Raw genomic sequence first — 19638 nt, 5'->3', positions numbered from 1 at the left:
CGCGCACACGCGAACTAGAAGATATGATTAGCCGCTACTAGGCATGATTAGCCGCCACTGTCGGTAGTGTCAGGCGAATCAGTCCTCGCCCGCTGTCACCGACCCGGCACCACTGGACTGCACGCCCGTGTCTTCGCTGTCGGTTCGATCCGCATAGACGATCTGCCAGCCAGTGACCCCCATGAACAGGAGCACGAGCGGCGAGAGAAAGCCGAAGAAGTAGTACGGCGCGTATTCCAGCGTCGGGACGCCGAGTGTCCCGGCCATGAACAGCCCGCCGCTACTCCACGGGATGAGCGCACTTGTCGTCGTTCCGGACGCTTCGATGGCCCGGGAGAGGTTCTGACTCTCAAGCCCCTGTTCGTTGTACAGATTGCCGAGCGTCATCCCCGGGACTACGATACTCACGTACTGCTCTGCTGCGAGAATATTCATCGAAACAGCGGAAACAGCGGTCACGCCTGTGAGGCTCGCGACGTTGTGACAGAGTCGCCCGAGATGGTGAGAGAGGACCGCGAGCACGCCAGCACGTTCGAGCAGGCCGCCCAGCGCGAGCGCGGCGATCGCAATCGTCACGATCCAGGCCCCGCCGGTCAGCCCCCCGCTCTCTAAGAGTCCGTTCACGAGCTCCATGCCCGTCTCCGGGGCTGTCCCGGACTGTGCTGCCGACCAGGCGGCACCGAATCCGGTTCCCTGCACGAGCATCGAGGTCGCGACGCCAGCGAACACGCCCGTACCGAGCGTCGGCAGTGCGGGGATGCCACGCAGCGCAAGCCCGAAAGTCACAACGATTGGCAAAAATACGAGCGGCGAGACGACGTACGTGCTCTCGATTGCCGCCTGGATAGACGCAACGCGGTCCACAGGAATGGCCCCAGCGGCCCGCAGTCCGAGGCCGGCGTACAGGAGGACGGCAATGGTGAACGCCACGAGCGTGCCGGCCCGCATCGCGTTGATGTGCTCGTACAGGTCGGTATCTGTCACTGCGGCGGCCAGATTCGTCGTATCCGAGAGCGGGGACTGCTTGTCCCCCGTGTAGGCCCCGCTGAGGATAGCGCCGGCGGTCATCGGCTCGGAAATACCCAGTCCCGAACCGATACCGATGAGCGCCACCCCGAGCGTCCCGGCCGTCGTCCAAGACGAGCCGACGGCGAAGGAGATTATGGCAGAGAGAATAGCCGCTACAGGGAGAAACACCGTCGGCGTGAACAGCTCCAGACCGAAGTACATCAGGCTGGGAATCGTGCCCGCCTGAATCCACGACGCGATGAGCGCATAGACGGTGAACATGATGAGAATCACTTTCATGCCCATGAGTAGGCTACTGGCGATCCCGTCGTACAGCTCCGCCCACGACAGCCCGAGGTGATACCGTGCGAACAGGCCGGTGAAGGCGATCCCCCAGAACAGCGGGAACTGTGGGTCCAAGTCGAAGGCAATGAGGCCCACACTGAGGAACACGATCATCCCCGCGATCGGCACGAGAGCGGCACCCAGCGACGGCCGCTCAGCCGGGTCGATATCGTCGAACAGTCGGGGTTCGAACTCGACCATCACTGCACCCCGTCGCGCCTAGCCGGCCGGACTCCGACATGGCTTTGGTTTGAAGCTGGGTGTTCCCGCCAGCCCTGTCGACACGCTCCGATACGCCTCTGCCGACCACCTGCGACGGCCCCGCGTGTCATATTTATATCGGCGATAACCACAGGTGGGTTAAAACAGGCTCCATTCCGGCGTGGGCGTGAGGATTGGTAGCTTACTACTGTCTGTCGACAGTGTGTGCGTCCGCCGGGTCGAAGCCGACTGTCACCGTGCCCGTCGGCGGGTCTTCGGCTCGTAACAGGAGTTCTCGGCCCTCCCAGTCGAGGTGAACGCGCGTCGTCTCCCCGAGGAACTCCGCGCTCGTGACGGTCGCCGTCAGCGCGTTCCGGTCGGCACCGAGGGTAAGCCGCTCCGGTCGCACACAGAACGTGAGCCGGTCCCCGGCCGAGACAGCGGCCTCCGGGCCGCTGTCACCATCCAGGGCCACTGAGAGCGTCGTACTGTCGACCGTCACGTCCGCGATGGATCGTCCACTCTCGTCGCTGGAATCGTCAACCCTGTCGGTCGACCGAACTGCCGTCACCTCACCGCTGAGAACGTTGTTGTCGCCGACGAAGGTGGCGACGAACTCTGTCGCCGGCTCACGGTAGATGGTCCGCGGCGGTGCGACCTGTTCCGGCGTCCCGTCGCGCATGACCGCCACGCGGTCGGACACCGCCAGCGCCTCCTCCTGGTCGTGGGTGACGTAAATCGTCGTAATGCCCAGTTCCTGCTGAATCTCGCGGACCTGCACCCGGAGGCGTTCCCGGAGCTTCGCATCGAGGGCGCTCATCGGCTCGTCGAGCAGGAGTACGTCGGGGCCAGGGGCCAGTGCGCGGGCCATCGCCACCCGCTGCTGCTGGCCGCCAGAGAGCGTGTCGGGGTCTCTGTCCATCATATCACCGAGGGCGACCAGTTCCAGCAGTTCTCGCACCCGCTCCTCGTCGCTGCCGCCGCCGGGCGGGTCGGTGAACGAGAGCCCGTAGGCGACGTTCTCCCCGACGGTCATGTGCGGAAACAGCGCGTAGTTCTGGAAGACGACGCCCACGTCGCGGTCCTCCGGCGGGACGCCGGTGACGGATTCACCGTTGAACCGGACTTCGCCCTGCGTCGGCTCCTCGAAGCCGGCGATGAGCCGGAGTGTCGTCGTCTTCCCGCAGCCGGAGGGGCCGACCAGCGTGAAGAACTCGCCCTCCCGAACGGAGAGCGAAAGGTCATCGACGGCAGTCGTCTCGCCGTAGCGTCTGGTGACGCCGGCGAGTTCGACGGCCGTCGGGGCGGCGTGGTCCGAGTCAGCTCCGTCCGGGGGCGGCTCCTTAGAACCCAACGTCGTCACCCCCAAGCCGGTCGATGAGCAGGAAGCTCGCGCTGGTGACCACGAGCAGGACGACGCCCATCGCCGTCGCGGGGCCGAGCCGGCGGCCGATGAACCGCTCGATGGCGATGGGCATCGTGAACTGGTTCGTTCCGGAGGCGAGTACAATCGTCGCCGAGAACTCCCCGATAGAGATAGCGAAGGCGAAGGCGGCCCCGGCGATGACGGCCGGCCACACCAGCGGCAGTTCGATGTCCACGAGCGCTCTGGCTCGCGGCGCGCCGAGTGCGCGGGCGGACTCGACCAGCGTGTGGTCGATACCTTCGAGGCCGGGCGCGACCGTCCGGACGACGAACGGGTAGCCGGCGACGGCGTGGGCGGCGATGATGGCGAGGCCGCCGCCGACGGCGATTCGCGAGCCGCCGACCTCGACACCGAAAACGAGGCCCCGGAGCAGGCCGAGGCCGACAACGATACCCGACACGGCGAGTGGGGCCATCGCGACGGCGTCGATGAGCTTCCGGCCGCGGTAGTCCCGCGTCGTGAGGACGGCCACGACGACGCCCATCGGTAGCGCGACGGCGAGCGAGGCGACGCCGAACAGCAGCGAGTTCCGGACGGCGTCCCACGGCTGGACCTGGAACGACGCGCCGGTCGTCTGGCGGTCGACGAGGAACCGATAGTTCGCCAGCGTCAGGCCCTCCGGCCCGCTGAGGCTGGCGAGGATCATGCTCGCTATCGGCGCGACGAACACCGCCAGCGCGACGACGGCGTAGACGGTGAGCCCCAGCCGAGGGAGCAGTTCACGGACCGAGAACGACGGGGGCGTCAGGGGTCGGCGCGGGAGCGGGCGAATCCCCCGCGACCGGACGGTGTGCTTGGCCTCGTACCGGAGATACGCGTACAGCAGCCCAAGCGAGATGCCGAGTTCAATCAGCGCGAGGGCGGCCGCCTCGGCGTACTCCAGGTCTCGGATGAGCCGGTAGACGAACACCTCGACGGTCGCCAACTGGAACCCGCCCAGCGCGAGGACGATGGGGAACGTGCTGAAGGTGAACACGAAGGTCAGCGCCGCGCCCATCAGCACCGACGGGTACAGTTGCGGAGCGACCACGTCACGGAACGCCCGGAAGGGACTCGCGCCGAGGCTCCGCGCCGTCTCGACCGCGCTGGCGTCGACGGACTCCCAGGCGGCGGTGGTCACTCGGGCGACGAGCGGGGCGTTGTAGAACGCGTGAGCGATGACGACGGCCTCCAGCGTGAACAGGAGGTTCACCTGTCCCAGACCGAGCGCGCCGAGCACGGCGTTTAGCGTCCCGTTCCGGCCGAACGTGGCGACGAAGCCGACCCCGACCATTATCGACGGGAGGACGAAGGGGAGAATCGTCAGCGATCGGAGCGTCCGCCGGCCCGGGAACTCGTAGCGGGCCAGCAGATACGCCGCCGGCAGGCCGAGGGCGACGCTGGCTACCGTCGACAGCGCCGCCTGGTACGCCGTGAAGCCGATGACGCCCAGCCGCCGGTCCGGTGAGCGGATGCTTTCGATGACGGCTCCCACTGGTTCGCCGACGAGCAACCGCGCCGGCTCACCGAGGTAGAACGGGTCCCGAAGTATCGAGGCGAACACCCGGCCCGTCCAGCGGCCGTCGACGAGGACACTGTCGATAAAGACTGTCGCCACCGGGTAGTAGAAGATGCCGAGCAAGAGGGCGATAGTTGCGACCGCGAACCCGACGATTGCCCGACGCTCGACAGTGTTGCGGACGGTCCGGCCTCGCTCCCGGGACGGACTGCTCGCTGTCTCCGTTGACTCCTCACTGTCGCCACTACCACTGTCGACACCATCTGCACCGTCGCTGAAATCTCGGGCCACAGTCCGTCGTCGTCAGTTCGAGGCGAACTGCCGTTCCCAGTCTGAGATCCAGCCCGAGACGGAGCCCTTGAGCTCGTCGTAGCCGAAGGTGACCGGCTCCGGGGGCTCCTGTGCCAGTTCGGCGTAGTCCTCGGGGAGTTCGGCGGACTCGGTCGCCGGGAACTGGACGTTTCGGACGGCGATCTCGCCCTGGATTTCCGGGCGCAGGAGGAAGCCCATGAACTCCCGGGCGAGGTCGGGGGTATCCGCCCCGTCGAACACCGCCATTCCCTCCGGGTTAGCGTAGCCCTGGTCGTTCAGGAAGCGGATCTGGTGTTCTTCCATGTTCGCGTCGTTCTGGTCGGCGAACACCTGGTCGGTGGAGTAGGAGACGACCATCGGCGCTTCGCCGCCCGACCACGCGCTGTAGGCGTCGCTCCAGGAGCCAAGCACCCGAACGTCGTTGTCCTGCAGGTCGCTCCAGTAGTCCAGATAGCTGTCGGGGCCGAACTCCTTGACCGTGTGCAGCAGGAACGCCCGTCCGGTGGCCGAACTGGCTGGGTTCTGCGTGATGAGGTCGCCGGCGTGTTCCTCGGCCAGCAGGCCGTCGAAAGTCTCCGGCGCGGTGGTCTCCGTGCCGTCGAACACCAGGCTGATGTAGCCGGTGTCGTAGGGGATCGCCCGGCCGTCGGGGTCGAACTGCAGTCCCGGCTTGATGTCGTCCTGCCCGGCCACGTCGCCGACGTCGGCGAACAGCCCGTCGTCGAGGTTCTCGTCGATCCGGACGAGGTGATCCGTGTTCAGCCCGAGGTACATGTCGGCCTCGATGTCGACGCCGGCGTTCCGGCGTTCGATGTAGTGGTTGACCTCGTTGCTCGGCGTCTGCCAGATCAGGCGGGCGTCGAACTCCTCTTCGAAGCGCTGTTTCACCCACGCGCCCGGACTCGTCGACGGCGAGTCGACGAAGGCGCTGTAGGTCCCGACGACGAGCGTTTCCTCTACATCGCCGGCGTCGCCGGTACTCGTCCCGGTCGCGGTTGACTCGTCCGTACTCGATGCCTCGGTGCTCGACTCGTCGCTACCGCCCAGCCCCGCACAGCCGGCAAACGAGACGGACACCGTCGCGCCGGCCGCTGTCAGGAAAGACCGTCTATCCATTACTCCGTGGTCACACCCAGTGGTACTTAACCCCGGTGTTCCAGAATCCTAACGTCTCAGCGTCTCAAAGCACCGCAGCAGTCGTTATTACCCCACGGTACTGCAGGATGGTGACTGAGTTGTAGGCGACGACCGCGAGCGTCACCACGGCGAACAGGGCGAGAAACACCGTCGCGTTGCGCTCGGAGAGCAGTCGCCACCCCGCGACCAGCCACAGCATCGCCCCGAACTTCACCAGCCAGAAGCCCGCCAGTCCGAACTCCGCGAGCATCCTGCGGACGACGACGTTCCCCTCCTGCAGTCCGACCGTGAGCCCGGTCATCGTCAGGAGGATGTCCCCGACTGTTGCGACGAGGATGACGGTCCAGAGTACTGCATGTGTGTGCGACAGGTGGTGTTCCCACCAGAGCGTCACCCCACTCTCGTCTGTCTCTGCGCTCTCTTTGCCGGGCATCACCGACATATTGGACGGAAACAGCATGAATACTCGGGCCAGCCGTGTCGACGAAGGGACTGTTTTATTTTTGCCGTCGTGGAATCTCCCTCCAATGAATCTCGTCGGCAAGTGCCCGCCGACCATAGCCAAGCTCGACGCCGCGGCCGACCGGGGCTTCGACAGCGTGGAACTCCACCTCCGGCCGTCGGACCTCGACGATGTCGGGGCTACAGCGGCGATGGTCAAACAGTCACCCGTCTCGGCGGCGTCGGTCCACACGCTTCACGCTCGCCCGGACGATCCGGAACCGTTCCGCCGGAGCGACGCGCTGGCCGAGCGACTCGACGCTTATCTGGTGGTCCACAGCCAGTACGCCCAGCACACGCACACCACCCTGCTGGACAGCTACGACTTCGCCGCCCCCTGCGGCTACGAGAACAACCCCGGCGCGAGCCAGTTCTCGCTCGCCAACCTCCTGCTCGACCGCGGCCACGACCTGGTGCTCGATACGGCCCACCTGTTCATGTCCGAGCCAGCGTATCTGGAGTCACTCTCGGACCTCCTGAAAAGCTATGGCGACCAGATTCAGGTCGTTCACTTCACCGACGGAACGCTCTTGAACGACGGCCTCCCCTTCGGCAACGGGGAGATACCCCTCGAACGAACGGCCGAAATTTTGGCTTCGGAGTTCGACGGCGACGTCGTGCTTGAGGTCATGCCCGACGACCAGGCCGACGCCCGTCGGCGTGTGCTGGAGTGGCTCGACTGAGATCAAAAGGCAGTGTTTAGTGAGTGAATAGAAGTTACGAACAGCCAGAAAGCCCCGGCTGTCATCGGACGCGCAGCGTCCGATTGCCCGCGAGAGCGAAGCTCTCGTCCTGGCTGAACTCGGGGGTGGTTCGAAAGACGCGTCGCGTCTTTCGTCATCACGAGAGAGCAAAGCTCTCTCGAACGACCTCGCTGCGCGCTTCACTCACTACGTTCGTTGCAGTGCTTGCGTCGTCCGCCGTCCTCAGAAATCAAAGATTTCTGATGGGCTGCGCAAGAGCTTCGCTCTTGCGAACGTCGTTCAGCCAGCCGCCCCTTTCAATCCCACCCGAGCCGGTTGGGAAAGCGATGCTGGGTGGGACTGAAAGGGGTCGCGTTCTCAGCGAACCCCGGCGAAGTAAGCACCCACTGGAGCGCAACGAGCCGCGGGTCGCGAGGGACCGGCGGTCCCTCGTCTCGGCGAGCGGCGGAGCCGCGAGCCAAAGCTGAGAACGCGAGGGCTTTCTGGCTCTCTGCAGTCGTCACTGCTAAACTAAACACCACCGACCGAAACTGACACAGCTTTTTGCTCGTCCGCTTCGAGTGTGGTGGTACGACATGTCACATGACGTTCTCAGTCGGGCACCCGACGACCGGGTACAGGCGCTCGATTCAGACGGTGAAATCGTCGACCCAGACCTCATCCCGGACCTGTCCGACGAGGAACTGGTGTCGATGTACCGCGATATGCGATTTGCGCGGCAGTTCGACGAGCGGATGATAAGCCTCCAGCGGCAGGGCCGGCTCGGCACGTACTCCTCGCTGGCGGGCCAGGAAGGGTCTCAGGTCGGGTCGACGTATGCGCTGGCCGACGAGGACACTATTTTCTACCAGTACCGGGAGCACGGCGCGCTCGTCGCCCGCGGGCTCCCCTGGGAGTACGTCCTCTACTGGATGGGCCACGAAGCGGGCAACGCCGCTATCGGTGACGTGAACGTGTTCCCGCTGAACATCTCCATCGGCGCGCACCTGCCCCACGCCGTCGGGTGGTCGTGGGCGGCAAAGAAAAAGGGCGACGAGCGCGCGGGCGTCGTCCACTTCGGCGACGGGGCCACCAGCGAGGGGGACTTCCACGAGGCGATGAACTTCGCCGGCGTGTTCGAGACGCCGACGGTGTTCTTCTGCAACAACAACCAGTGGGCCATCTCCGTCCCGCGGGAGCGCCAGACCGCCAGCCAGACGCTGGCACAGAAAGCCGACGCGTACGGCTTCGACGGCGTACAGGTCGACGGCATGGACCCGCTGGCGACCTACACCGTCACCGAGGCCGCCCGGGAGCGAGCGGTGGGTGCCGACGGAGAGGAGCAGGAACCCATCTTTATCGAGGCCGTCCAGTACCGCTTCGGCGCGCACACGACCGCCGACGACCCGGACGTGTACCGGGACGACGCGGAGGTCGAGCAGTGGCGCGAACGCGACCCGCTGGACCGCATGGAGGCGTTTCTGCGGAACTGCAATCTGCTGGACGACAAGAAGATCGACGTGATGGACGACACCATCGGCGAGCGACTCGGCGAGATTATCGACAACGCCGAAGCACATGCCGCGGACCCGACGGACCTCTTTGCCGACGTTTACGCCGAATCCACGCAGAACATCGATGAACAGCGCGAGTACTTCGAGGGCCTCCGCGAGCGCCACGGCGACGACGCCTTGCTCGAGTCCGAGTAGCCGACCGAGCCTGTTATTGCTGTCCCGTCGCTTCCGTCTACTGTGACAGAGTGGCCACCGGTGGACCCCGCCGACGCAACGGCCGTTGCACAGCAGCGTGACGAACTGGTCGCGGCGGTCCGGGACCACGCCGGACAGGTCGCCTACCAGCTCGCCAGGCTGGAGGGCGGCGACTACGGGCAGGCGGACATCGAGACCGACCGCGGCGAGTGGACCGTCAAGTACGAGGGCGGCGACCTGGAGTACCTCCGCTTTTCGCCGTCGCGTGGCTCCGACACGTACGTCATCTCGACCAAACAGCCGCCGGAGCCGGAGCCGCTGGCTGCCGCACTCGCCGACTACGACGCCTTCGTCGAGGGGTTCAACGACTACGTCGCGTCCCTCGACGGCGTTCTCGACGACGTGTCGACGGAGTTTCCGGACATCGCGACGACCGACGGTGTCGTGGCTGAACGCGACCGCGTCCTCGGTCGCATCCGCGAGATCTGCGACCAGATCGCTCGGGAACTCCAGCGCTACGAGGGCGGGGACTACGGGACCTTCACCGACCGAATCGGCGGCACGCGCTGGGAACTGAAGTGGGACACCGACGGTGCGTCGTATCTCCGGGTCGGCGGGAGCAACGGCCTCTATCTCCTCTCGCAGTACGAACCGCCCTCGGCCGCCGACATCCGCGAGTACGCCCCACAGTTCGCGGACTTCGTCGACGCGTACAACGACCACGTCGACGAACTGGAATCGGACCTCGGAACCGTTGCACTCTGAGTCAGAGCAGTCTGTCCTGCTCTCGGTAGCGTTCCGCTCGGTGAGCGTGTGGTGTGTCAATTCGGCCAGCGCTGTCATTTTCGCATAATCGCAGTACAGCGAGAGAATTACCGCAAAATACCACCGAACAATATGTCGGCAGGGTTTTCAGGGGGCCTCACCCAAGCCGGAGGTATGAGTTCGACCGAAACCGTCGACAGTTCGGCTGTTAGCAAGGGAACGCTCGGTGAATACGCCGAAGCGATGGGGCCGTCCTGGATCGCAGGTGCAATCGCCGCCGGCCCGGCGACGATTGCCAGCCTCGTCACCGCTGGCGGTGCGTTCGGCTACAGCCTCCTATGGGTCGTCGTCCTCTCCGCGGGGGCGGGGGCGCTGGCCCAGTACCTCGCGATGCGGCTGGGACTGTTGACCGAGCGGGGCATCGTCGCCGTCGTCGAGGACCACCTTGGCGAAACGTGGGCATGGCTGCTGGTCGGCGACGCGGTGCTTGCGGCCGGCGTCGCACAGCTCGTCATCATGAAGACCGTCGCCACGGTCTCGGCGACGGTGACCGGTATCGACGCGCGAATTTGGGGTGTCGCCTGGGCGCTCATCCTCGCGGCGGGATTGGCGGGCGGCGGCTACCGATTCCTCGAACTGGCCGCGAAGGTCCTCGTCCTGTTGGTCGTCGTCGCGTTCGTCGCCAGTCTGTTCGTCGTCCCCATCGACGCCGGCGCGGCGGCGACCGGGCTGATCCCGTCCGTCCCGTCCGGGAGCGCGCTGGTCGCGGCGGGCATCCTCGGCGGCGCGGTCCACATCACGCTCATCACGATGCACTCCTACACGATGCGAGCGCGGGGCTGGACCCGCGACGACTACGACCTCGCGACGGTCGACGTCGGGGCGTCCATGCTGGTGGCTTTCGGCATCTACAGCCTCGCCATCTTCCTGGTGACGGCTAGCGTGCTCACTTCTGGCGACCTGACGACGGTCGGCGCTGCGGAGGCCCTCGGCCCGCTGGTCGGCGACAGCGCCCGCTGGCTGTTCCTGCTGGGCCTCTGGGGCGCTGCCGTGTCGACGCTTGGGGGCAACACCATCGTCCCGCCGTTCCTGCTCGCCGACAAGCTCGGCTGGGGCACCACTATCGAGGACAGCCGCTACCGCGGGCTACTCGTCGCCGTCGCGCTGCTGTCAGCGCCCGGTGCGTTCATCGGCGGGAACGTGCTCGGCCAACTCGTCCTCGTGCTCGCGCTCGGCACCGTCGGCACCCCGTTCGTCATCGCCCTCGTCCTCTATCTCCTGAACTCCGACGCGGTTCCGGAGTCGAACTCGCTGGTAGCGAACGTCGGTGGGCTGGCGCTCATCGCTGTCTCGGGCGGGCTCGCCGCGAACTTCGTCGTCGAACAGCTCGGCGGCGGTATCGGACCGCTCTCCGGGTTCGTGCTGGCGTTCGCTGTCGCGCTCGGCATCGCCATGGCCGGGCTCGGCGGGAAGTTCCTGCGGGAGGAACTCCTCGCGTGACCGGCGTCGGGTTCCCGCTCTCGGGGTCGACGCTCGTCACCGGTCCCTCGAACGCCGGCAAGACGCGGACGACCGCTGCCGCCATAGATACCTGGCTCGACAGCGAAGGACCCGAGGGCGTTGTCGTCCTCGATTTCGCGCCCGAACTCGAACGGGACGGAACCGTGCTGGGCGGCCGTCTTGACCGATTCATCACCGTCCCAGAGTCGGTCTGGATAGGCCGAACCGATGCCAGTGCGCCCCGCGCCGAGAGCGAGACGAACGACCAAGCGGTCGCCCTCGCCCGGGAAAACGCCCGCCGTGCCGAGCACCAGATGGACACGCTCCCGGGGAATCCCCGGGCGGTGTTCGTCAACGACGCGACGATTCCGTTTCAGCACGACTCCGCTGCGGTCAGCCGGCTCACCGACTACTGTGACGAGGCGGACGTGGCCGTGCTGAACGCTTTCGATAGCGACGAACTGGGCGTCGATGACCCGGTGTCACGGGCCGAGCGGGACGCGCTCGATAGGCTCCGGCGCTGGGCCGACCGGACCGTCGACCTGTCGTAGCGTCCCGCGCCAGCAGAAGAAGTCCGGGGCGTCGAACGCTGACCGGACGCGTCAGCGGCGGGCTACGACCCGCCGCGTTTCCGGAACCAGACGCGCTCGCCGACCGGACTCTCGTCGTCGCCGATGTCCAGCCGACTGACGAACAGGTCGCGAATGGCCATGGTGACGACGAGTTCAGTCGGCGCACCGGACTCGTTTTCGACGGTGACGACACAGTGACCGTCTCGCTCCGCTATCTCCGTGATTGTGCCGACGGTCCATCGGTCGCGGTGGTGTGACGGTTCCTGTGCGTGAATGCGGTCGTGATCCATAGAACTGCTGTGGGTTATCTTACCGGTTCCACTCGTAGAACCACCACGCGCCGCCGAGCACCATCAGGCCGATACCCAGCGTGGAGGTGGCCGGCTCCGGGATGATGAACAGCACGAGTCCGATGAGCACCATTCCGACCGGTTCGAGTTCGTCGAGATACTGGATGATGTCCATACGCGATAGTTCACCCGCCTGCCGTATAGAGGTTCGTCCGGCTATCGGGGAGTGAGAACGAACCGCAACGGTGACTGGATTAGCGGAAGCGGAACGTTTCGAGGTTCTCCGGCGCGAAGGTCCGGATGTTCTGGTCGTGGTACAGCGACGAGGAGAGGTCCTGTGTCGCGGATTCGTCGCCGTGCACGCAGAGGATTTTCTCGGGTCGGGGGTTCATCGTCTTCACGAAGTTTTCCAGCCCCTGTCGGTCGGCGTGGCCGGAGAAACCGTCGACTGTCTCGACGGTCATCTCCAGTGGGACTTTCTCGCTGCGCCCGCTGCCGCCGACGGGTACCTCGTCGATGCCGCGCTGGATTCGGTTGCCGAGCGTTCCCTGCGCCTGATAGTCGACGAAGGTAAGCGTCGAATCCGGGTCGGGACCGAGCTGTTCGAGCCAGGACATGACCGGCCCGCCGGTGAGCATCCCCGAAGTAGAGAGGATGATAGCGGAATCGCCATCGGCGATCTCCTGTCGTTCCTCGTCGCCGCCGTCGATGGGGTTGAACTGGTCAGCCAGGAACGGGTTCTCGTCTTCGTCGAAGAGACGGTCCTGCAGACCGTCGCGGAGATACTCGGGATAGGTCGTGTGAACGGCCGTCGCCTCCCAGATCATCCCGTCGAGGTGGACCGGCATCTCGGGGATGTCGCCGTTCCGCATCGCCTCTTCGAGGACGAGCATGAGTTCCTGTGACCGCCCGACGGCGAAGGTCGGAATGAGGACTTTCCCGTCGCGGTCGTAGGCGTTCTGGACGATCTGTTTGAGCTTTCGCTCCGAGTCTTCCTGGTCGGTCTGGTAGTCGTTGCGGCCGCCGTAGGTCGACTCCAGCACGAGCGTCTCCACCCGCGGGAAGTCGTTGACTGCGCCGTCGAACAGGCGCGTGTCATCGTAGTGGATGTCGCCGGAGAAGGCGACGTTGTACAGGCCGTCGCCGACGTGGAAGTGACACACCGACGAGCCGAGGATGTGGCCGGCGTTGTGCAGCGTCAGTTTGATGTCGGGCGCGATGTCGGTCACGTCGCCGTACTCCAGCGGGATGGTGTGTTTGATCGCTTCGCGGACCATCTCGGAGTCGTACGGCGGGGTCCGGCCGTCGTCCGCGGCGGTATCGAGGTAATCGAGCGTCAGCAGGCCCATCAGGTCCCGCGTCGGCTCGGTGCAGTAGATGGGACCGTCGTAGCCGTACTCGAACAACAACGGGACCAGCGCGGAGTGGTCCAGATGCGCGTGGGTCAGGACGACGGCGTCGATGCCGTTGGTCCCGGCCCCGAACGCCTCCGGGATGTCCAGATACGGCTTTTCGCCGTTGGCCCCGGGCTTGTTGCCACAGTCGATGAGGATGCGCGTGTCCGGCGTCGAGAGGATGAACGCGGCGCGGCCGACCTCTCGGCAGCAGCCCAGTGTCGTGATGCGGACGTACTCGTCGTCGGACATCGGCTCGCGGTGGATCTGCCGGCCGACGCGTTCGAGGATGTCCCGGCGGTCCTCGCGCTCCTGTTTGAGGAAGTTCCGGACGTTCTCGACTGTCGAGGACTCGATGGGGGGCGTTCGAACGACTTCGGGCGTCCAGCCGACCTCTTGCGTGATGTCACGCAGGGTCGAGCCGCGCCGGCCAATGACGACGCCGGGCTTCTGTGCCTGGACGACGACTTCGCCGGTGTCGGTGTGGAAATTCAGGTCCATGACGCCGGCCTCCTCGGGGATGAGTTCCCGAATCGCCGCCTCGGCCTCTGCTGGCGGAGCCAGTACGTCAGGATCCGGGCGGACCGTAATTCGCTTGCGGAGTTTCGATGCGAGCCGGCGAACGAGGTCGCTGTTCGCGGCGAACTCCTTCGGGTCCCGCGTGTATATGACGAGTTCCGGTCCCTCGTACGTGACATCCGAGACGGAGATACGGCGCGGGACTTCCTCGTCAATCGTTGCCTTCACGTCTTCGAGTTGCTTGTCTACAGTGCTCATAGCTCAAAACGGGGTATCATCCCGGTAGCGGGGCCGTCCACGGCTGGTGCGGGCCGACCTGGAGCCGCGGGATGTACGCTCTCTAATAAAGTCATCAGTTATCGGTGAGTTGCCTCCGGACGTGGAGAGATGTCCGGAAAACCGACCTCTATTTCTCAGTATTCCCCTCGTGTTATAAAAGCCTTCGCAATACGGAGGGTAGGGGGCCGGACCGCGGTCGACGCGCTGTTGCCCAAAGGAGTAAACGCACACCGTGTGAGACGCCGCCATGCGACTGACACCGGACACAGTCCGCGACGAGTACGAATGGGTACAGGACCGTCGTAGCGACGTCGTCCCGCTGGTGAACGAAACGCGAGCCCATCTCGGGTCCCAGTTCGACGTCGACGTCGACCCGCTCACAGACGACGCCTACACGGCCGCCATCGACGAGGTGTTCGCCGACGGCGACCGTGCGGTCAACGTCGCCGCGCTGGTTCGTCTGCTTCGAGAACTGGACGTCGAGAGCGATTACCCGGGCTTCGTCGTCGACGAACTGCTGGGCCGTGAGCTGGCAGCGATGATTGCCGGCGAGCAACCGCTCCGGTTGCTTGCGGAGGCGACCTTCCACGTCGCAGATGTTCGGACGCACGGAAACGACGGGGAGGCGGCGGGCGCTGATGACCTCGACGCCGCACTCGCGGCCGGGGTCCAGACGCGGGTCCCGGGCTGGCCGTGGCAACAGACAGAGAGTCCGTTCGCCGTGGAGTGAGCCGTGGTCCGCTCTCGCAACCAAACGACTGGTCGAGGCGGTCAGCTACCCGAAAACGAGAACGAGGGCGTCGTCAGGAACGCCGTCTCGTACCCCTCGTGGCGGGACACCTGTGGCGGGGCGACGACATCGACACCGACAGACGGCTCCTGGGTCGCCGTCTCGACGACTGCGCCGTAATGATACCCGAGTTCGGGGTGGACCCCAGCGGTCAGCGCGTCGTCGAACACCGTTTCGCCGTCGGCCTCAACACTCCCGTCGAGGGACATCATCGGGAGGGGAACGCGGTTGTACGGCGTCCGAGCCGAGACGGCGAGATACGACTCGCCATCGGAGAGGAACACGGCGTCCTGTACCCACGTAACGGCGTACACGCCGTCGCTCCCTTTGTCCGTCCCGAGGACCGTTCCGGGCAGGGCCGACACTTCTGGGACCCGCGATGTCGGTACCATGTCCATGTTCATCAGGTCGACCGCCCCGCGCTCGCCCTGTGAGTCCGGGAACTCCTCGAAGGAGAGTTGGTCGCGGGTGCTCTGTGCGAAGTCGAACTCGACCGTTGCCTCGCCGGCCTCGCCGAACCGACCGTCGAAGGCCCCCAGTCGGCGTTCCCCCATCCCGTTGACGCGGACGGAAAGCTGGTAGACGCCGTCGCCGTCGAGCGCGTAGTTGTCGCCGTAGTGAAAGCCCATGTTCTGGGAGATCATCGGCCACGGGGACTTGTCGGCGACCGTCTCGCCGTCGCGTTCGATGGTGATCGAGAGGCCGGCAGACACCGGGAGTACCATCTCGGTCTCGGGGTCCCAGACGGTCGCCATCAGGTGGACGCTGTCCTCGCTCCGGATGTCGACCTTTTCGGCTGTCGTCCCGGTTACCGTCCAGAAGCGGTGGGGAAAGGAGTAGCTCAGCCCGACCATGTACTCGCCTGCCTGTGCCATCCCCGCCATCCCCATGCCCTCAGCGTGGGTGGGGCGGTACGTGGCGTCGGGGCGGTTCTCGACCAGCGGGGGAGCGCGTGTCGACTGGGAACTCAGCGAACCACACCCCGCCAGGACCGTCGTGCCGGCGAGGCCGGCACTGGCGAGGAACTGTCGGCGATTCATGCACCGCCTTTGGGTCCTCGTCTGAAAGACCGTTCTGGTACGATAGCCGAATGCCGTGGCGGGACCTAGACGGCACAAGATACTTTCCATCGGTCGGTGCAATCCCGGCCGTGTCCTCCAAAATCGCCCGCACTGCGGTCCTCGGCTTCGTCGTCCTGACCGCGGGATGTTTCGGCGCGCCGTCACCGGAGTCACCGGCCTCGTCAGAAACAGCGACAACCGGTGCATCCCCGACAGGGACCGTCGAGTTCCATGACGGTCCGAAGGACCCGCCCGCCCGACCCACGACACTGAACGAGTTCTCCGCCCGTGAGTTCGTCTACGAGTACCAGTATCGGAGCGTCTACAACGGTCTGTGGCAGGGCGAACACACCGAGATGAGCCTCGATTGCCGCGTCGACAACGTCACCGAACGGTCGTGGGGGTACGACGTCGTCATCACTTGTACAGGATCGTCGACGACCGACCCGCCGGCCGACTCGACAGCGACGGACGGCCCGATATCCGACTACTTCACCCAGTCGTATCGCTACAGCGTCAGCGCCGACGGCCTATCCCGTGAATCAGTCGAGAACCGCGACCCGGTATCCTGACGGCACCGGGCCAGTCAAGCCGGGTCGGCCGGTGGGAGCGCCCGCAGGGCACGCGGCGGGAGCAGGTAGTTCCCGCGTCGGGTGACTGTCATGTACTGGAGAATACCGTTGTTCACCCGCTGGCCGACAGCCGAGTCGTTAGCGACGTCCGTTCCGTTCATCGCCTGTTTCGTCGCGACGAAGTCGGCGATAGAGCGCTGCAGCGAGAGGAAGTGCAGCCCCGCTTCGCCGCCGTCGGTCGAACTGAAGTCCCGGCGGAGAAGGGTCGGTGTTCCGTCGTCCCTGACGCGGGACATCTTCTGTGCGTGGCCGACGACACCCTCCCGTCGACCGCTGTCGACCACGTCTTCGGGGCACTCGCCGGCACCGTTGTCAGTGCCGAGGTTCTCGCCGACGCCTTCGACCCTGTCCTCGTCGGCGTGGGCCGGACAGAACATCTTCGAGACGCGCTGGTCCCGGGAGTCCTGTTCGTACCACTGCTGGAGCTGCAGCCGGATCTTCGAGAGGTGCTGGGTCGCGCCGCCGGCGAACGGTCCCGAATCGACCGTTACGCGGTCCTCGGAGGCCTGATTTTCCTTGAATCCGGACTTGAACCCCATGAACAGCGGGGCCTCTTCGGGGACCGGGGCGGAGTCCGGAACCCCGTCGACATCCTGATTCTCGGCGGGGAGGCCGGCTCCGACGAAACCCGTCCGTCGCTCTGCCTCGTGCAGGACGCCTTGGAAAGTCGCGCTCATTTCGTGGTCGTTCGCAGCGTCCCGATTGCCCTTCAGCGCTTCTTCGGCCTCGATGACGGCCCGCTCGTCGTCACTGGCGAGGTGCAGGAGCGCGTCCGGCGTGTCGAGTTCGGGGTCTTCGAAGGGGGCAAGCGCCATCGGCTCTGGCAGGTCGACGCCGGCTACGTCGGCCTCGAAGCGGTCGAAGTAGGTCGGGCTGTACCCGAGGGTGAACAGCAGCCCCTCGTTGCTCCACTCGTAGGCCTGTTCGAGGTCTCGGAGCGCCGTCTCGACCTGATCGCGGTCGGCATCTGTCGGCGTTCCGTCGCCGGTGTAATCCAGTAGTAGAAGGACGTGGTGGCGCGACAGTCGGTGGTTCCCCGCGTCGTCGGTCGCCAGCGACGCGTCCCAGGCGTGCTGGCGCTCCGGGAGCGACGAGGGGTCGTCGGTACCCTCGGGCACCGTTCCCGACCCGCGGTCGAGACAGGCGGCCAGCGCCGCGGTGCCGCCGATGGCGACGGCGCTCTTGGCGAACTCGCGTCGGGAAATTCCGCGTTCAGTCATCACCCACCCTATGGACTGCCCGTGCAATTGGGTTGTGGTACGGGACTCGAAATCGGCCACTGTCCGCGGGTAGTCGAACTAGCCGCTCTCGAAGAGGCGGTCGAGTAACCGGGTGAAGCGGTCAGACAGGCGGTCGGGGGCCGTGGGGTCGACCGTCGCGAGCAGTTCGACCGTCTGGTCACGCCGACAGAGCGCCAGCGTCACCCGTCCCCCGTCCCGACGCTTTTCGACGATGTCGTGTTCGACCAGGCCGCTGAGGTGGTGTTCGAGCGTGCTCCGAGCGATGTCGAGGTGGTCGGCCACTTCGCCGGGGTGAGCGGCTTCGCGCTCTATGAGCGTGACGAGAACGTCTCTCGCCGTCTCGCGACGGAGGAAGGCGATGGCGTGGCGCTCCCAGGGGTCGAACGACGCCGTGTAGTAGTGTGTGCGCCCGTTGACCGACTCGCTGTGAACGCCGTCGAGTCGGCCCAGATGGTACTGCACTTGTCCCGTTGCGAGATCCAGTGCCCGCGTTAGCTCCCGGAAGTGGACTCCGGGATGGGACTCGATGTGTCGGTAGATGCGGGCTCTGGTGTCGCTCATAGTCCCTCCTCGTCGAGTCGTTTCTCGACGGTCCGGGCGTAGTACACTGCGCCGAGGACGAGGACGACAAAGAGGGTATCGAGCGCGTGTTCGAGGAAATGGTGGGTCGGTCCTGAGACCAGTGAGAACCCCGACAGCAGCGCGATGAGCGGGCGGGCAAACAGCGCGGTGAGTGCCAGCGCAATCAACAGATACGGACGCGTCCTGCGCTGGCGGTACGCAACCAAGGCGAGCCCACACAGGACTGCCCCGGCCACAGCGGAGAGGACGACGACGGCGGCGATGTCCCAGCTCCCGGCACCGAGATGGCCCCCAATACTGAGCGGTTTCATCAGGCGTTTACTTCGGAACCACGGTGCCTCAGTCGTTCGGTTTTGCGCGACTTTTTTATCGGACCGCTGAGACGTGGCGGTATGGACTGCATCGGCTTCATCTGCGAGCCTGAACACCCGGTGTTCGGTGCCGTCGCAGAGCGGCTCTCCGCCCGGGGGTTCGACGTCCAGTTTCTCCGCCCCGGAAACCCGGTGGCCAGAGCCGATATCGACGACCTGGCCGCACTCGTCAACACGACGCTCCGGCCCGAGTCGTTCAGCGCCCTTCGCTACGCCGACAGGGTCGGCGTCGAGACGTGGAACGGGTTCCTGCCGACGACGGCGCTGGCCTGCCGACTCGTCGCCCTCCACGGACTGGAGCAGGTCGGCTGTCAGGTCCCGACCGTCTGGTTCGAAAAGCCGGATCGAGACTACGTCGCCCGGACTCGCTACGCCTGGGACGGGATGCCGGCGAACAGTGACGAGGGCGATTTCTACCAGGCTCGGGTCCGGGCGGAGCCGGTCGAGTACAAGTACTTCGCCGTCAACGACGGCCGCGAAACCCATCTCCGGGCGATTCAGGTCCGGTCGGAAGTCACCGGGCTGGACCACGTCATCAGCGAGGAAACCGTCGAGGTGACGCTCGCGGCCCGCGTCCGGGAGTTGCTGGACCGTTTCGGCGCGCGGGCACTCTGCGTCGAGTTCGTCGCGGGCGAGGAGGGGTTCTACGCGCAGGCTGTCGACCCCGCGCCGGGATTCACCGGGACGGGAATGGAACGCCGTGTCGCTGACTCTATCGCCTCGCTGACGACAATCGGTGCCTGAGTGTCGGCGCGGGGTGCGTTTGACAGCGCTGGCTCTGTTACTGAGGCACAAGATTATACAGGTTCACCGACGTGGTAG

General features: G+C 65.7%; 20 protein-coding genes. 8 read left to right on the top strand and 12 right to left on the bottom strand.

Annotation, left to right across the window (positions count from 1 at the left end; translation table 11 throughout):
* Nucleotides 1-78 precede the first annotated feature (78 nt).
* The 5 genes from arcD to C442_RS10510 all read right to left on the bottom strand — a co-directional run bounded on the left by arcD (nucleotide 79) and on the right by C442_RS10510 (nucleotide 6360).
* Nucleotides 79-1554, bottom strand: coding sequence for an arginine/ornithine antiporter ArcD (arcD, locus tag C442_RS10530; RefSeq protein ID WP_008310266.1), 1476 nt, complete (start codon nucleotides 1552-1554; stop codon nucleotides 79-81).
* A 205-nt stretch (nucleotides 1555-1759) separates the two neighbouring features.
* Nucleotides 1760-2917, bottom strand: a complete 1158-nt coding sequence (locus C442_RS10525) for an ABC transporter ATP-binding protein (RefSeq protein ID WP_008310265.1) — start codon at nucleotides 2915-2917, stop codon at nucleotides 1760-1762.
* Nucleotides 2898-4769, bottom strand: coding sequence for an ABC transporter permease (locus tag C442_RS10520; protein ID WP_008310264.1), 1872 nt, complete (start codon nucleotides 4767-4769; stop codon nucleotides 2898-2900). The genes C442_RS10525 and C442_RS10520 overlap by 20 nt, the downstream gene beginning before the upstream one ends.
* A gap of 12 nt (nucleotides 4770-4781) precedes the next feature.
* Nucleotides 4782-5906 (bottom strand): thiamine ABC transporter substrate-binding protein, encoded by a 1125-nt coding sequence (locus C442_RS10515; protein ID WP_008310263.1) that lies wholly within the window; start codon nucleotides 5904-5906, stop codon nucleotides 4782-4784.
* 64 nt (nucleotides 5907-5970) lie between these two features.
* Nucleotides 5971-6360 carry a DUF5658 family protein gene (locus tag C442_RS10510; protein ID WP_085947227.1) on the bottom strand — a complete coding sequence of 130 codons (390 nt, stop codon included), beginning with the start codon at nucleotides 6358-6360 and terminating at the stop codon, nucleotides 5971-5973.
* Nucleotides 6361-6454: 94 nt separating this feature from the next.
* Here C442_RS10510 and C442_RS10505 point away from each other — a divergent pair, with 94 nt between their 5' ends.
* The 5 genes from C442_RS10505 to C442_RS10485 all read left to right on the top strand — a co-directional run bounded on the left by C442_RS10505 (nucleotide 6455) and on the right by C442_RS10485 (nucleotide 11636).
* On the top strand, nucleotides 6455-7111 hold the full coding sequence (locus C442_RS10505) for a sugar phosphate isomerase/epimerase family protein (protein WP_008310261.1): 657 nt from the start codon (nucleotides 6455-6457) through the stop codon (nucleotides 7109-7111).
* 596 nt (nucleotides 7112-7707) lie between these two features.
* Nucleotides 7708-8820 carry a pyruvate dehydrogenase (acetyl-transferring) E1 component subunit alpha gene (pdhA, locus tag C442_RS10500; RefSeq protein ID WP_008310259.1) on the top strand — a complete coding sequence of 371 codons (1113 nt, stop codon included), beginning with the start codon at nucleotides 7708-7710 and terminating at the stop codon, nucleotides 8818-8820.
* 60 nt (nucleotides 8821-8880) lie between these two features.
* Complete coding sequence (locus tag C442_RS10495) at nucleotides 8881-9585, top strand: hypothetical protein (protein ID WP_008310258.1); 705 nt, start codon at nucleotides 8881-8883, stop codon at nucleotides 9583-9585.
* 174 nt (nucleotides 9586-9759) lie between these two features.
* The gene (locus C442_RS10490) at nucleotides 9760-11085 is read left to right on the top strand and encodes a divalent metal cation transporter (protein ID WP_008310257.1); all 1326 of its coding nucleotides are present in this window, start codon (nucleotides 9760-9762) and stop codon (nucleotides 11083-11085) included.
* Nucleotides 11082-11636: a hypothetical protein gene (locus C442_RS10485; protein WP_008310255.1), complete on the top strand. Its 555-nt coding sequence runs from the start codon at nucleotides 11082-11084 to the stop codon at nucleotides 11634-11636. Before C442_RS10490 ends, C442_RS10485 begins: the two co-directional genes overlap by 4 nt.
* A 62-nt stretch (nucleotides 11637-11698) precedes the next feature.
* Here the strand turns inward: C442_RS10485 and C442_RS10480 are convergent, their stop codons facing one another.
* The 3 genes from C442_RS10480 to C442_RS10475 form a co-directional block, all read right to left on the bottom strand.
* Entirely contained in the window at nucleotides 11699-11947 is a 249-nt protein-coding gene (locus C442_RS10480; RefSeq protein ID WP_008310253.1) for a DUF7861 family protein, read from the bottom strand.
* Nucleotides 11948-11966: 19 nt separating this feature from the next.
* Entirely contained in the window at nucleotides 11967-12122 is a 156-nt protein-coding gene (locus C442_RS22135) for a hypothetical protein (RefSeq protein WP_008310249.1), read from the bottom strand.
* Nucleotides 12123-12201: 79 nt separating this feature from the next.
* Nucleotides 12202-14118, bottom strand: coding sequence for a beta-CASP ribonuclease aCPSF1 (locus tag C442_RS10475; RefSeq protein WP_008310247.1), 1917 nt, complete (start codon nucleotides 14116-14118; stop codon nucleotides 12202-12204).
* 268 nt (nucleotides 14119-14386) lie between these two features.
* Between C442_RS10475 and C442_RS10470 the strand changes: the two genes are divergently transcribed.
* Entirely contained in the window at nucleotides 14387-14869 is a 483-nt protein-coding gene (locus tag C442_RS10470) for a hypothetical protein (RefSeq protein WP_008310245.1), read from the top strand.
* Nucleotides 14870-14910: 41 nt separating this feature from the next.
* Here the strand turns inward: C442_RS10470 and C442_RS10465 are convergent, their stop codons facing one another.
* Nucleotides 14911-15969, bottom strand: coding sequence for a DUF7350 domain-containing protein (locus C442_RS10465; RefSeq protein ID WP_008310243.1), 1059 nt, complete (start codon nucleotides 15967-15969; stop codon nucleotides 14911-14913).
* A 110-nt stretch (nucleotides 15970-16079) separates the two neighbouring features.
* On the opposite strand from C442_RS10465, the gene C442_RS10460 reads away from it, so the two are divergent.
* Nucleotides 16080-16562 carry a hypothetical protein gene (locus C442_RS10460; protein WP_049942939.1) on the top strand — a complete coding sequence of 161 codons (483 nt, stop codon included), beginning with the start codon at nucleotides 16080-16082 and terminating at the stop codon, nucleotides 16560-16562.
* Between the two features lie 14 nt (nucleotides 16563-16576).
* On the opposite strand, the gene C442_RS10455 is transcribed toward C442_RS10460, so the two are convergent.
* The 3 genes from C442_RS10455 to C442_RS10445 form a co-directional block, all read right to left on the bottom strand.
* Nucleotides 16577-17842, bottom strand: a complete 1266-nt coding sequence (locus C442_RS10455; protein WP_008310238.1) for a DUF7405 family protein — start codon at nucleotides 17840-17842, stop codon at nucleotides 16577-16579.
* 78 nt (nucleotides 17843-17920) lie between these two features.
* A complete protein-coding gene (locus tag C442_RS10450; RefSeq protein WP_008310236.1) occupies nucleotides 17921-18424 on the bottom strand; it encodes a winged helix-turn-helix transcriptional regulator in 504 nt (167 codons plus the stop codon).
* Nucleotides 18421-18756, bottom strand: coding sequence for a DUF7471 family protein (locus C442_RS10445; RefSeq protein ID WP_008310234.1), 336 nt, complete (start codon nucleotides 18754-18756; stop codon nucleotides 18421-18423). The genes C442_RS10450 and C442_RS10445 overlap by 4 nt, the downstream gene beginning before the upstream one ends.
* Nucleotides 18757-18837: 81 nt before the next feature.
* On the opposite strand from C442_RS10445, the gene C442_RS10440 reads away from it, so the two are divergent.
* Nucleotides 18838-19560, top strand: a complete 723-nt coding sequence (locus C442_RS10440; RefSeq protein WP_008310232.1) for a hypothetical protein — start codon at nucleotides 18838-18840, stop codon at nucleotides 19558-19560.
* The last annotated feature ends 78 nt before the right edge of the window (nucleotides 19561-19638 follow it).

Source organism: Haloarcula amylolytica JCM 13557 (assembly GCF_000336615.1).
Classification (GTDB): Archaea; Halobacteriota; Halobacteria; order Halobacteriales; family Haloarculaceae; genus Haloarcula; species Haloarcula amylolytica.
Note: the sequence above shows the minus strand (reverse complement) of the source record. Positions and strands in the feature narration are given on the sequence as shown.